We start from the raw sequence: 13,110 nt of genomic DNA, 5'->3' as shown, positions 1-13,110 counted from the left end.
CGGATGTCACGCTCGGGCCCGCCGCGGGCGGTACCGGGATCGGCAGGGCGGATCCGGGCGCAGTGTCCGGGTCGGCGGGCCGGCCGTCCAGCCGAAGGCCCGGGTCAGCCGGGATCGGGTCGGCCGGCCTCGACCAGAGCCGGGTGGCGTGGGTCGTCGGCCCGCACCACCACGTCGGCGAAGGAGGCGGGGGCCACCTCGTCGGCGTAGCGGGCGAAGGCGGGCAGGGTCCAGCGCAGGGCGGAGTCGGTCCGCCGGTCCAGCGCGGCCGGGGAGAGCTCCAGGTGCACGGTGACGTCGAACGGCAGCCCGCCGCCGAGCAGCAGCGGCCCACTGACCAGCACCACCCCGCCGGGCGGCAGCTCGACGTACGCCGCCCGGCTGGCCCGGTCGGCGTCGGCGTCCCAGAGCGACGGCAGCAGCCGCCCCGAGCCGTCCGGGCCGGCCGGGTCGAGCACCTCCCGGCGCAGCCCGGCCTCGTCGAGCCAGCCCGCGTAGTACGCGTCGGGATTGGTCCGGCCGTGTTCGAGGCGGACGGAGGCGGGCCGGAGGAAGTCCGCGGCCCGTACGTGCAGCACCGGACGCCCCGCGGCGCGCAGCGGATCGACCAGGGCGACGGCGAGGGCGTCCGGGTCGGCGGCGGGCGGACCGTCGACCGCGACCCGCAGCCGGCCGGGTACGAGGGTGCCGGCGAGCCGGTCGGCCAGCTCGGTGACGAGGCGCTCGGGACTGATCGGACGGACACGCACCCGACCATCGTGCCCGCCCACCGGGCCGCGACCGCGCCGGGCCCCGCGCCACGCCCCGGTCGGGGCTGCTCGCGGCGGCCGGGCGGTCAGCCGGTGCGGTCGATCGTGACGCGCGCGTCGTCGGCGAGCCGGTAGCCGACGCCGTAGACGGTGGTGACCAGCGGGACGTCCACGCCGACCTTGCCGCGCAGCCGGCGCACGTGCACGTCGACGGTGCGGACGCCGGCGTGCTCGTAGCCCCACACGGCGTTGAGCAGCTGCAACCGGGTGAACACCCGGCGGGGATGGGCGACCAGGTGCAGCAGCAGGTCGAACTCCAGCCGGGTGAGCGGCAGCGGCTCGCCGTCGCGCAGCACGGACCGGGAAGCGGCCAGGATGTGCAGGGTCGGGATGGCCGGCGCGAGGGGCCGGGCCGGGGACCGCCCGGCCGGCACCGGGTCGGGCCGGCGGTCCGCCGGGCCAGGCCCGCCGGAGATCACCGCCTCGCCGTGTTCCAGCAGCTCGCGGGCGGCCTCCAACAGGCGTCGGGCGGCCGGGCTCAGCGACTCCTCACAGGCCAGTGGGATGTTGAGGGTGACCGTGAGCACCGGCGTGCTGGGGACGGGCCGACGCTGGCCGCCGGGGGGACGACCGGGAACCGCGGGTTGGGACGTATGCCATCCGGCGCGCGACGAGGCGGGGCTGACGGACATTGTCCTCCTTGGCTGGTCCGGGTTTTCCCCACGGCCCCGGGAACGCCGCTCCATCGATGCTTCCCGGCGCCCGAGCGAGGGTCAAGGGGCGGCTACGTTGCATGAATGTGACAATTGGCGAACGCATCGGAGCCAGGTGCTCGCTCTGCGTACGAGTCACATGATTACAGCAGAGCGGCGAGATGACCCGTTACGGGGGGTCCCCGCCCGATTCCGGGCAGGGCGGCGAATGGCGGTCGTACCGGACACACGAGCGCGGCGCACCCGTGGCCGGGTACGCCGCGCGGTGTGCCGCGGGGCCGCTCAGGCGTCGCGGTCGACGAGGACGCGCGCCTCGTCGGCGAGCCGGTAGCCGACCCCGTACACGGTGGTCACCAGGGGCGTGTCGGCGCCGAGCTTGGCCCGCAACCGACGCACGTGGACGTCCACGGTGCGCGCCACCGCGTGTTCGTACCCCCAGACGTTGGTGAGCAGTTGCAGCCGGGTGAACACCTGGCGGGGATGCTCGGCGAGGAACAGCAGCAGGTCGTACTCGATCCGGGTCAGCGGGATCTGCTCGCCGCCGCGGCGGACCACCCGGGTACCGGCCAGGATGCGTACCGGGTCGGGTTCCTCGGCCGCGGCCTGCGGTGCGGCCGGCATGGCCGCGTGGGGCAGGTCGGCCACGGCGCGGGCCCGCTCGTGGTCATCGGGCCGCAGCACCCCGGCACCGGACGCGGCGAGTTCGTCGAGCACCTCGACCAGGCGGGCCAGGCCGGGCGACGACGCGGCGGCGGCCAGGTCGAGCGTGATGGTCAGGGTCGGCCCGGTGCGCGGGCGGGGCGGTCCGGCCCGGCCGGGCCGGTACGGGCGGGGGGACAGGGCGACGACGGACATGGATCCTCCTGGGCTGGCGGTCGCGCCCGCCCCGCCGGGTGTGGCGGAGCGGTCAGCGAGGCACCCGGCCGGCGGTGACCGGGGGCGCGGCGGACGAGGGTCGGAGCGGTGGGGTGGGGCCGAGGGTGGGCAGGCCGGCGATCCGCCAGGCGGCGAACCCGCCGACCACGTCGGTGGCCCGGTGCAGACCGAGGTCCTGCAACGCGGCGGCGGCCAGCGAGGACGTGTAGCCCTCCTGGCAGAGGACCACCACCGGCACGTCGTAGTCGACGGCCTGGGGCAGCCGGGCCGGGCAGCGTGGGTCGAAGCGCCATTCCAGCACGTTGCGCTCGACGACGAGGGCGCCCGGGACCGTGCCGTGCGCGGCGCGCTGGCCGGCCGGGCGGATGTCGACCAGCAGCGCACCGCGCCGACAGGCGAGGTGGGCCTGCTCGGGATCGAGGCGGCGCAGCCGGGCACGGGCGGCGGCGAGGATCTCGTCGATCCCCTGGGAGCCGGGCGGCGGGACCGGACAGGACTCGGTCGGGGTCGGGTTGTGCGGCATCGGCGGGTCCTTCCGTGCGGCTGGGTCAGGGGACGGGCCGGGTCACCAGGCGACCCCGGCCTCGGCTACCTCGGCGACCAGGAGCTGCCCGGCGACGAGGTGGTAGCGGGTCATCCGGCGCAGCGCGGGCCGGTAGACGTGCACGCTGACCGCCGATTGGTCCCCGCGGTTGGCGACGAGGTGCACGTGCCGGGCCCCGAACCGCCGGCCGGCGCCGGCGGCGAGCCGGTGCGGGCGCAGTTGATCGCCGCTGACCGTCTCCTCGGTGAGGGTGCCGGCGACGACCAGGAACGCCCCGGCGGAGCCGCCGTGGTCGTGCAGGTCGGTGCCCTGACCGGGCAACCAGCTCAGCGCCCACACCTCGTGCTCGTCGTCGGCGGCCAGCCGCGCGTACCACCGCTCGGACGGGTCGAAGCGCAGCCGGACCGGCCAGCCGGCCGGATCGGCCCAGCGGGCGGCGACGGCGAGCAGGTCGGACTGGACGGTGCGGATCATCGGCGGGTCGTCCTCACGGGTACGAGTCGGCGCGTGCCCCCTCAGCATAGGAGGTTAACCCTATAGGTTTAGTAGGTAATACCGAATGCTGGGACGGCCGGATCCGGGCCGGCACGGATCAGCGGCGCACCGGCGGGGCCACCCGGTAGCCGGGCACCGAGGGCCAGCGCACGGTGAGCACCACCGACTCCCGCTCGGCGTACCAGGAATGGTCCACGCCACGGCCCCACACCACGTAGTCGCCCGGGTCGCGCAGCACCACCGTCCGATCCGGCAGCTCGACCCGGAACGCTCCGCTGATCAGCACCAGCAGCGCCGTACGCCGCTCCCCCGTCGCCCATGCCGAGCGGGTCTCCCCGGCCGGGTGCACGCCCCACTTCACCTCGACCTCGGTGCTGTGCCGCACGTCGCCGGGTGGCTTGAAGTGGCCGAGCAGCCAGCCCGCGTCGGCCGCCCCGTCCACCGCCGCCTTCCCGACGTACACCCGATCGTCCATTCCGTCCCTCCCGTGCCGGCTCGGCAACCTACCAGGGCGGCCCGGGGCAGCCGGCCAACCGGTATACAGGGGCGGTGGAGGATCCCGTACCCGAGCAGATGCGCGCGGCGGCCGGCGCGTTGCTGGCGGCGCTCGACGAGCCGGCGCGGCTGCTGGCCCGGCACGACTTCGACGATGTCGACGCCCGCCGCTGGCTGGAGTACCGCCCCCGACCCCGGCCCGGCGTCAGCCTCGCCGACCTGGACGTCACCGCCCGCAAGGCCGCCCATCGGCTGCTGGCCACCGCGCTCAGCCCGGCCGCGTACGCCCAGGCGATGGCGGTGGTCGCGCTGGAGGAGGTGCTCGACCGGGCGGAGGGCTGGCGGCGCGGCCGGCACAGCGGCGACTACTGGGTGGCCGTGTTCGGCGACCCGGTCCGGGACGACCGGTGGGGCTGGCGGTTCGAGGGACACCACCTGTCGGTGAGCATGACCGTGGTCGACGACCAGGTCTCGCCCGCCCCGCTCTTCCTCGGTGCCAACCCGGCCACCGTCCGGCACGCCGGCCGCCCGGTCTCCCGGCCGCTGGGCCCGGAGGAGGACCTGGCCCGCGAGTTGCTGGACGCGCTCGGGCCGGCCGGACGGGCCGCGGCGATCATCGCCGAGGAGGCCCCGGCCGACATCATCAGCGCCACCCGGCCCACCGCCCCGGACCGGCTGGACCCGCTCGGCGTACCCCGCGACCGGCTCACCCCGACGGGGCGGGCGCTGCTCGACCGGCTCGTCGCGCTCTACCTGGACCGGCTCCCGCCCGAGCTGTCCGCGCGCGAGGCGAGCCGGCTCGACGGCCGGGAGCTGCACTTCGCCTGGGCCGGCCCGATTCGCCCGGGCCAGCGGCACTACTACCGGGTCCAGGGCGACGACCTGCTGATCGAGTACGACAACACCACCGACGACGGCAACCACGCGCACACCGTGCTGCGCCGCCCGGCCAGCGACTTCGGCACCGACGTCCTCGCCGCCCACCGCACCACCCCCCACTGACCCCTGGTCGATCAAGGAGTTTGCGTCTGATTGGAGATCAACTCCGACCCGAACTCCTTGATCAACGCCTGCCCGGCGGACGGGCGGTGGGTGGGTAGGTGGGTGGGGTCAGGGGTGGCGGGCCTCGATGAGGAAGCGGCGGGCGTGGGCGACGAAGGGGCCGTCGGCGCGGATACGGTCGTGCAGGCGGCGGAGTTCGGCGCGGTAGCGGTCGACGGTGAAGCCGGGCACCGTCCAGATCACCTTGCGCAGGAAGTAGACCACCGCGGCGATGTCGTGGAACACCATCCGCAGGGTGGCCGTACGCAGGTCCACCACCGTCAGCCCGGCGGCCTCGGCGGCGGCGACCGCCTGCTCGGGGTGACGGGCGGCCGGCGGTGGGAGCGGCCCGAGGATCGCCTCGCTCAGCTCGCGCACGGTGCCGGGGCCGATCTGCTGGGAGAGGTAGCTGCCGCCGGGCCGCAGCACCCGGGCGATCTCGTCCCACCGGGTGTCCACCGGGTGTCGGCTGACCACCAGGTCGAACGAGGCGCCCCGAAAGGGCAGCGGCGACCGCTCGGCCACCTGGACGACGGTGGCGCCGACCCGGCGCAGCGTACGGCGGGCGACCGCGACGTTCGGCGGCCACGCCTCGGTGGCGACCAGCAGCGGGGGCGGAGTGGGCACCTCGGCCAGCACCTCTCCCCCGCCGGTGTCGACGTCCAGCGCGGCGTCCACGGTGGCCATCCGGGCGCCGACCAGGCGGGCGTACCCCCAGGGCGGGCGCTCCTCGCTGGCCCGCCCGGCCAGCCAGGAGAAGTCCCAGCCCTCGACCGGCACCGCAGCGCCCTCGGCGATCAGCTCCTCGAAGTCACGGTCCGCGCTCATCCGCCGAGCCTGCGCCGCGGGCCGCGACCGGAGCAACGCGATTTCCCGCCCGGGCGCCACGGCGACTCCCGGGCGGGCGGTCAGGCGGCCGGCGGGCGGATGATCTCCACGGTGGGGGCGGGCAGGTCGGCGAGCGCCTCGAAGCCGGTCGGCTCGGCGGCCGGGGGCCGGTCGAACTGCCGGATCAGCCGGGCGCCGAGCCACACCCCGACCGACCCGACGGCCAGCGCGAGCAGTTCGATGGCCAACTGGACGCCGGTCGCGCCGCGCTGCGGCGCCTCCGCCCGGACCAGGCAGGTGAGCAGGAAGAGCGCCGCCATCGCGGCGTTGACCAGGTTGCAGGTGACCGCGGTGCGGCGGGTCCGGTCGGCGCGCACGTCCCACAGGTCGACCATGCCGGCGACGGCGGCCAGCGCGGCGGCGACCAGGGCGGCGACGGCGCTCCAGTAGCCCACCTCGCCGAGGAACGCGGGCCCGCCGGCGACGTCGGCCAGGTCGAAGACGGCCGCGCTGACGAAGAGTCCGAACGGGAAGGTCACCAGCATCGGTTGGATGGGGTGGCCCTGCACCCGCAGTCGGCTCTCCATCGGTCCTCCCCGGGTCGGCACGGCTCACCAGTCCAGGGTGCTACCCGGGCCCCACCGGGGTGAAACGAGTGTCGGTCAGTTGTCCCGAGGTCGGGAGACGGTGAGGACCAGCCGCTCGGCGACCTCGCGCAGCGGGATGTCCAACGCGGAGGCGGCGGTGCGGAGCACCTCCAGCGCCTCCGGCGCCGGGCAGCCACGCTGGGTCATGATCACGCCGACGGCCTGCCCGACCACCCCCTCCCCCAGCAGCGACGAGTCGAGCTGATCGGCCCGGGCGGCCTGGCGCTGGCGGTCCCGGACGGCGGCGAGGAGCAGCCCGGCGTGCTCGGCGAGGAGCATCGCGGTGAGCTGGTGCCGGGTGGTGAGCGCGTCGGCGGAGTCGGCGTACAGGTTGATGGCGCCGATCACCTGCTCGTCCACGTCGACCGGCGCGGAGATCACGCCGCGCACGCCGAGCCGGCGAGCCCGGCCGGCCCACGCCGGCCAGCGCGCGTCCCGCTCGAGGTCGGGCGCGGTGATCATCTCGCGGCGCTGGATGGCGGTCATCGCCGGGGTGTCGGGGCCGTGCCGGAGGTCGTCCAGCTCGGCGCGGCCGGCGTCCGAGGCGGCCACCCCGGCGGGCTCGCCGGCCCGCAGGGCGGTGAAGCCGCAGCAGTCGATCCGCGGTACGGCGTCCCGCGCGACGCGGACCAGCCGGGCCAGCGCCTCGTCGAAGTCGTCGACGGCGATGAGGCCGGCGGTCAGCTCGCGCAGCAGCGCGGCGGTCTCCAGCACTCCGAGCGTGTCGAACATGGGCTCCCGCGTGTCGAGGTTCACCGGGCCACGGCCCCCGCCACTCCCGCGTACCACCGCGCGACGTCCCCGTCCGGCGCCATTGCCTGTGCCATCCGCTGCTCTCCCTGACTCGAAGCCCCGGCCTACTACCCTCGCAAACCAGGTTCGAAACAGTGCAAAGGGGTCCCTTTCGGCGCGGCGTCGCCGGGCGGGACCCCTTTGCCGACGGTCAGCGGGACCCGGAGATCAGCCGGCGGCCCACCGAGGCGATCAGCCGGTCCAGCTCCGAGCCGAACGGGTTGTCGTGCACCAGGTACGTCCAGGTGGCGCTCGGCCGGACCAGCTTCGCGGCGTCCGGCTCCCAGCCCTCGTCGAACTCCGTCTCCTCGAAGGTGGCGATGGTCCGCGTCTCGATCTCGGGGACGAGCGCGTTGAACGCCGGGACGGCGCTGCGGTGGAACTCGTCCAGCGGGTCGAGCCGGCCCAGCGCCCGCAGGTGCACGCCCTCGCGCACCTCGGAGAGCTCGGCCAGGTGCTCGGCCCAGAGCCGGTCGAGGTGGTAGAGCGCGATCTTCCGGGCCACGTCGGCGAGCAGGTCCTCGTCCATCTCGCCGGCCTTCTCCGGGCAGCGTTCCAGCAGCATCAGCGCGGCGATGTCGCTGGTCAGCAGCCGCTCCCGCCGCTCGGCGAGGGCCTTGCGCTGCTGCTCGATCACCACGCTGTAGCGCCAGGTGTTGCGGTGGATCTCGTGGTTGACGCCCTCGGCGACCCGCTGGGCGTGCTCCACCGCGTAGTCGACCTGCGGGTCGGTGACCAGGCCGTCGGCGTTCATCCGGGGCGACGCCGGGACGGTGTCGCCGGCGTGCCGGACGACGAGGTCGTCCTCCAGGCTGACGAAGAAGACCGACCCGCCCGGGTCGCCCTGCCGGCCGGCCCGGCCGCGCAGCTGGTCGTCGACCCGGCGGCTGTCGTGCCGGCCGCTACCGATCACGTAGAGGCCGCCGAGGTCGGCCACCCGCTCCCGGTCGGCCTGGTCGCTGCCGCCGAGGCGGATGTCGACGCCGCGGCCGGCCATCTGGGTGGAGACGGTCACCGCGCCGTACGCACCGGCCTCGGCGATGATCGCCGCCTCCTCGTCGTCGTTCTTGGCGTTGAGGACCACGCAGGACACCCCGGCGGCGTGCAGGCCGGCCGCGAGTCCCTCCGACTCCTTCACGTCGAGGGTGCCGACCAGCACCGGGCGACCCGCCTCGTGGCAGCGCCTGATCTCGTCGATCAGCGCCTCTTCCTTCTCCGCCCGGGTGGCGTAGATCCGGTCCGGCTCGTCCTCGCGGATGCACGGGGTGTTCGGCGGGATCACCGCCACCTCGAGGTTGAAGAACTCGCGCAGCTGGTCGCCGACGAGCACCGCGGTCGCGGTCATCCCGCAGACCTTCGGGTAGAGCGTGATGAACGCCTGCACGGCGATGGTGCCCAGCACCTCGCCCTCCGCCGTGGCGTCCAGGCCCTCCTTCGCCTCGACCGCGGCCTGCAGCCCGTCCGGCCAGCGGCGGCGCTGGGCCACCCGGCCGCGCATCTCGTCGATCAGCTCGACCGAGCCCTCCCGGACGATGTAGTCCACGTCCCGGTGCAGCAGGGCGTGCGCGTGCAGCGCCACGTTGACCGCGGAGAGCTGCCCGACGTGCTCCTCGTCGTACAGGTCGATGCCACCGAGCTTGGCCTCGACGGTGGCCAGGCCGGCCGAGGTGAAGGCGACGCTGCGGCCGTCCTCGGCGATCGTGTAGTGCTTGCCCTTGCGCAGGCCGCGGACCAGCGCGGCGGCCGCGTGCACCGGGTCCTGCTCGCCGGCGACCGCGCCGGCGAGCACCATCGGCACCCGGGCCTCGTCGATGAGGATGGAGTCGGCCTCGTCGACGATGGCGGTCTGCAGCGCCGGCTGCACCCGGTCGTCGAGGTCGGTGGCGAGCTGGTCGCGGAGGAAGTCGAAGCCGGCCTCGCTGACCGAGACGTAGGTGACGTCGCAGGCGTACGCGGCGCGCCGCTCCTCGGGGGTGGAGGCCTCGTTGACCCACCCGACGGTGAGCCCGAGCAGCGTGTACACCGGCCCCATCCACTCCGCGTCGCGGCGGGCCAGGTAGTCGTTGACGGTGAGCACGTGCACCGGGCCGTTGCCCATCCGGACGTGCCCGTACGCGGCGACGGTCGCGGTGAGCGTCTTGCCCTCACCGGTGGCCATCTCCGCGACCTTGCCGGAGAGCAGGGCCATCGCGCCGAGCAGCTGGACGTCGTACGGCCGCTGGTCGAGGCCGCGGCGGGCCGCCTCCCGGCCGATGGCGCAGATCTCCTCGTACCCCTGCGCCTGCCCGGCGGCCTCGGTCAGCTCGGCGTCGGTGAGCTTCTCCAGCTCCGCCTCGCGGGCCTCGATGGCCGGCAGCAGCTTCTCCAGCGGGGCCAGGTCGACCGTCGTCCCCGGGCGCTGGAGGAACCGCCGGAACCTGCTCTTCAACCGTTGCGACACACCCATGAGCGGCAACGGTACGCGAACCGGAGCCGATTGTGACCCCCGCCCGGCGAGGGTCTCGCCCGGTGTCCGACTCCATGCCCGTTTCCGCAGCTCAGAGCCGGTCTGATCGGCGCCATCCGGCGAGCTGGTTCCCCGGCTCAGCCGCTGAGGATCACCTGGAGTTCCTGCCGGCGGCGCTCGGCCAGATCGATCAGCAGGGCCGGGGCCTCGTCGAGGGGCACCACCGCCGTGACGAGGTGCTCGCGCACCAGGTCCCCGTACTGCCGGAGCAGCTCGATGGTCTCCGCGGAGAGCCGCTCCCGGTCCCAGGTGGGGGCGAGCCCCCGGGGCACCCGCCCGATCTGGGCGCAGCGCAGCGACAGCCCGTTGTGGTGGAACTCCTCGCCGAACCGGACCTCGTCCGCCCCGGACTGGTAGAAGGCCAGGTCGATCACGGCGCCCTGGGGGCGCAGCAGGCGGAGCGCGAGCCGCAACGCCCACGCCTGGCCCCGGCACTGGAAGACCACGTCGGCACCCCGGTCGCCGGCGGCGTGGTGCCAGCGGGTCTTCAGCACCACCGCCGGGTCGTCCGCCGCCGGGTCCAGGGTCTCGAGGCCGAGCGCCTCGGCCACCTCCCGCCGGGTCGGGGTGGGATCGAGCACCACCACCGAGGCGGCGCCGTGCCGTCGGGCGAAGAGCGCGGTGAGCAGGGCGACCACCCCGCTGCCGACCACCGCCACCCGCCGGCCGCGGACGCCGTCGCCGAGCGAGCGTACGTCGGTGCCGTACAGGTCCGCGGCGGCGTGCAGCAGGCCGTTGGCGCAGATCGGGCCCATGTGCGCGACGTAGACGCCGAGCAGCGGGTCGAGGTCGTCGGGCAGCGGGACGAAGCGCTCGGCGAGGGGGTCGGCCACATACCCGCTGCGGTGGCCGTACGTCATCGCCCCCACCGCGCCCACGGCGACCGCCGGGGTGCGGCTCTCCACCACCCGGCCGACCTGCATGTAGCCGAGCCGGGTCACCGGGTACGGGGCGCTCGCCACGCCCGGCTGGAAGAGCCCGAGGTCGGCGTTCCAGGTGACGTTCAGGTAGGGGTTGGTGCCCTTGACGTAGCTCAGCTCGGTGCCGGCGGAGACGCCGCTGTAGCGGGTCTCCACCCGGAAGGTGCCCGCGCGCAGCTCGGCCGCCTCCTGCTCGACCAGCTCAATCCTGCCCGGTCCGCTGACCACCACCACCCGGTCACGCATCGATGGTCACCCCCGGCAGGGTCGCCTCGGCCGGTGCCGCGCCGGCGACCGGCGCGGTGAGCCCCGCGGCCGGTCCGGTGGGCAGCGCCACGCTTCGCCCGGTCCGGGCCGACTCGGCCACCGCGACGGCGAGCCGCTGGGTACGCAGCGCCTCGGCGTACGGGACCCGGACGTCGTCGCCGACGCCCCGGACGGCGTCGACGAACGCCCGGTCGACGGCCACCCGGGCGCCGTCCGGGTCGGCGGGCAGCTGCCGCTCCCCGGCGTTGTCGCGGATCAGCAGGCCGTCCTCGGCCAGCGACAGCGCCACCCCGTCGGCGAGGATCTCCAGCCCGGCCCGGTGCTTCCAGCCCAGCACACAGGCGGCGGCGAGGGTGCCCACCGCGCCGCTGGCGAAGCGCAGGGTGGCCGCGGTGACCGAGTCGATGTCGGCGCCCGCCACCGGCGGCGGGCTGCCGTCGCCGTACGCCGTCACCTCGGCCACCTCGCCGGCCAGCAGCCGGACCAGGTCCAGCACGTGCGCGGCCTGCTCGACGACCGGGCCGCCTGAGCGGTCGCACCGGGCCCACCAGGGCACCGGTGGCACCTTGTCCAGCCAGGCCCCGTTGACCATCCGCACCGGGCGGTCGGCCAGCAGCTCCCGGGCCTGCCCCACCACGTGCAGGTAGCGCCAGTGGTGGCCGACCGCGGTGAGCAGTCCCCGCTGCGCGACCAGCGCCGCGATCCGCTCCGCGGTCTCCAGGTCCAGCGCCACCGGCTTCTCCACGAACATCGGCACGCCGGCCTCGATCACCAGCTCCTCCACCGGGCCGTGGGCGAACGGCGGCACGCACACGTACACCGCGTCGGGGCCGGCGGCGAGCAGGTCCGCCACGTCCAGGAAGGCACGGCCGCCGTGCGCGCCGGCCAGCGCCCGCGCCGCGTCCGGGGCGACATCGGTCACCCCGAGCAGCTCCACGTCCTCGAAGCCGGTCAGCACCCGGGCATGGCGTCGCGCCACCCCGCCGGCACCGACCAGTCCCACCCGGCACGTACGCATCGCCTCGTCCCCCTCGCCGCGTCGACCCGAAGGCTGTCGTCAGCTCTCCCCGGGTCGGCGCGCAATCAAACCCTCACCCACGGGGAGCCCGCCGCTGCGGCGGTCGTGAGCAGCCTGTCAGGCATGATCCGGTTAGCGCGGGGAACCAGGGGAATCCCCGTCCCGCGTTCCACCACGACCTGGGGGTGTGCCAGTTGCGGGAGTCAGAAGCGATCGTGTCACCGGTGGTGGAGGCATGGGCCACGTACCGCACCACGTCGGCCGAGGACTGGCCGGTACGGCGGCTGCTGGCGGCCAAGGGCGACAGCCGGGTCAGCGTGGTGCTGCCGGCGCGCAACGAGGAGGCCACCGTCGGCGCCATCGTGTCGACGATCCGGGAGCACCTGATGGACCGGGTCCCGCTGGTGGACGAGCTGCTCGTGGTGGACTCCCGGTCCACCGACCGGACCGCCCAGGTGGCCCGGACGGCCGGCGCGGAGGTGGTCAGCCAGGACGCGATGACCCGGGGGCTGCCGCGGCTGACCGGCAAGGGCGACGCGCTCTGGGCCGGGCTGGCGGCGGCCGAGGGGGACGTGGTCGCGTTCGTCGACGCCGACCTGCACGAGTTCCGCCCGCACTTCGTCACCGGCCTGGTCGGCCCGCTGCTGACCGACCCGTCGGTCGAGTTCGTCAAGGGCTTCTACCATCGGCCGCTCGTCAGGGCGACCGGGGTGGAGGCCGACGGCGGCGGTCGGGTGACCGAGCTGACGGCCCGCCCGCTGCTCAACCTCTTCTGGCCGGAGCTGGCCGGCTTCGTGCAGCCGCTCGCCGGCGAGTACGCCGGCCGCCGCGACGTGCTGGAGCAGGTGCCGTTCGTCTCCGGGTACGGCGTGGAGACGGCCATGCTGATCGACCTGCTGGAGCTGGTCGGGCTGGACGCCCTGGCCCAGGTGGACCTGGGGGAGCGCAAGCACCGCCACCAGGACACCGCGGCCCTGGGCCGGATGTCCGCGCAGATCCTGCTGACCGCCTGGACCCGGTTGCAGCGGCGGGGCTGGGCGAGCCCGGGCACCGTGCCGGCGGCCCTGCTGACCCAGTTCCGGCGGGGCGGCTCGGACGCGCTGCCGAACCTGGAGCGGGAGATCGTGGTCAGCGACGTCTCGATCGAGGAGCGGCCGCCGCTGGCGCAGCTGCGGCACCGGGTGCCCCGGCGGCCGGTGGCGGCGTGACCGGGGGAAGG

The 13,110-nt window shown here is 75.1% G+C and carries 14 protein-coding genes; 2 read left to right on the top strand and 12 right to left on the bottom strand.

Annotated elements, in window-relative coordinates; all coding sequences use genetic code 11:
* Positions 1-104: 104 nt before the first annotated feature.
* The 6 genes from ABZ570_RS17750 to ABZ570_RS17725 all read right to left on the bottom strand — a co-directional run bounded on the left by ABZ570_RS17750 (position 105) and on the right by ABZ570_RS17725 (position 3,852).
* Positions 105-749 carry a uridine kinase gene (locus ABZ570_RS17750; RefSeq protein ID WP_358064120.1) on the bottom strand — a complete coding sequence of 215 codons (645 nt, stop codon included), beginning with the start codon at positions 747-749 and terminating at the stop codon, positions 105-107.
* An 86-nt stretch (positions 750-835) separates the two neighbouring features.
* Positions 836-1,441, bottom strand: coding sequence for a winged helix-turn-helix domain-containing protein (locus ABZ570_RS17745; protein ID WP_358064117.1), 606 nt, complete (start codon positions 1,439-1,441; stop codon positions 836-838).
* A 303-nt stretch (positions 1,442-1,744) separates the two neighbouring features.
* Positions 1,745-2,239 (bottom strand): winged helix-turn-helix domain-containing protein, encoded by a 495-nt coding sequence (locus tag ABZ570_RS17740; protein WP_358064200.1) that lies wholly within the window; start codon positions 2,237-2,239, stop codon positions 1,745-1,747.
* A gap of 130 nt (positions 2,240-2,369) precedes the next feature.
* Positions 2,370-2,861 (bottom strand): rhodanese-like domain-containing protein, encoded by a 492-nt coding sequence (locus ABZ570_RS17735; protein ID WP_358064114.1) that lies wholly within the window; start codon positions 2,859-2,861, stop codon positions 2,370-2,372.
* A gap of 42 nt (positions 2,862-2,903) precedes the next feature.
* Complete coding sequence (locus tag ABZ570_RS17730) at positions 2,904-3,356, bottom strand: cysteine dioxygenase family protein (protein WP_358064111.1); 453 nt, start codon at positions 3,354-3,356, stop codon at positions 2,904-2,906.
* A 118-nt stretch (positions 3,357-3,474) separates the two neighbouring features.
* Positions 3,475-3,852, bottom strand: a complete 378-nt coding sequence (locus ABZ570_RS17725; RefSeq protein WP_358064108.1) for a signal peptidase I — start codon at positions 3,850-3,852, stop codon at positions 3,475-3,477.
* A 74-nt stretch (positions 3,853-3,926) separates the two neighbouring features.
* On the opposite strand from ABZ570_RS17725, the gene ABZ570_RS17720 reads away from it, so the two are divergent.
* Positions 3,927-4,874 carry a DUF3500 domain-containing protein gene (locus ABZ570_RS17720; RefSeq protein WP_358064105.1) on the top strand — a complete coding sequence of 316 codons (948 nt, stop codon included), beginning with the start codon at positions 3,927-3,929 and terminating at the stop codon, positions 4,872-4,874.
* A 108-nt stretch (positions 4,875-4,982) separates the two neighbouring features.
* On the opposite strand, the gene ABZ570_RS17715 is transcribed toward ABZ570_RS17720, so the two are convergent.
* The 6 genes from ABZ570_RS17715 to ABZ570_RS17690 form a co-directional block, all read right to left on the bottom strand.
* Entirely contained in the window at positions 4,983-5,741 is a 759-nt protein-coding gene (locus ABZ570_RS17715; protein ID WP_358064102.1) for a class I SAM-dependent methyltransferase, read from the bottom strand.
* A gap of 80 nt (positions 5,742-5,821) precedes the next feature.
* Positions 5,822-6,328 (bottom strand): DUF2231 domain-containing protein, encoded by a 507-nt coding sequence (locus ABZ570_RS17710; RefSeq protein WP_358064099.1) that lies wholly within the window; start codon positions 6,326-6,328, stop codon positions 5,822-5,824.
* Positions 6,329-6,403: 75 nt separating this feature from the next.
* Positions 6,404-7,144, bottom strand: coding sequence for a GAF and ANTAR domain-containing protein (locus ABZ570_RS17705; RefSeq protein WP_358064096.1), 741 nt, complete (start codon positions 7,142-7,144; stop codon positions 6,404-6,406).
* 187 nt (positions 7,145-7,331) lie between these two features.
* Positions 7,332-9,626: an accessory Sec system translocase SecA2 gene (gene secA2, locus ABZ570_RS17700; protein ID WP_358064093.1), complete on the bottom strand. Its 2,295-nt coding sequence runs from the start codon at positions 9,624-9,626 to the stop codon at positions 7,332-7,334.
* 137 nt (positions 9,627-9,763) lie between these two features.
* Complete coding sequence (locus tag ABZ570_RS17695) at positions 9,764-10,852, bottom strand: zinc-binding dehydrogenase (protein ID WP_358064090.1); 1,089 nt, start codon at positions 10,850-10,852, stop codon at positions 9,764-9,766.
* Positions 10,845-11,891, bottom strand: coding sequence for a Gfo/Idh/MocA family oxidoreductase (locus ABZ570_RS17690; RefSeq protein ID WP_358064087.1), 1,047 nt, complete (start codon positions 11,889-11,891; stop codon positions 10,845-10,847). Before ABZ570_RS17690 ends, ABZ570_RS17695 begins: the two co-directional genes overlap by 8 nt.
* A 227-nt stretch (positions 11,892-12,118) precedes the next feature.
* Here ABZ570_RS17690 and ABZ570_RS17685 point away from each other — a divergent pair, with 227 nt between their 5' ends.
* Complete coding sequence (locus ABZ570_RS17685; RefSeq protein ID WP_358064198.1) at positions 12,119-13,099, top strand: glucosyl-3-phosphoglycerate synthase; 981 nt, start codon at positions 12,119-12,121, stop codon at positions 13,097-13,099.
* Positions 13,100-13,110 lie beyond the last annotated feature (11 nt).

The sequence above is a fragment of the Micromonospora sp. NPDC007271 genome, from assembly GCF_040634005.1.
Lineage (GTDB): Bacteria > Actinomycetota > Actinomycetes > Mycobacteriales > Micromonosporaceae > Micromonospora.
This window is presented reverse-complemented; position numbering and strand designations above follow the sequence as displayed.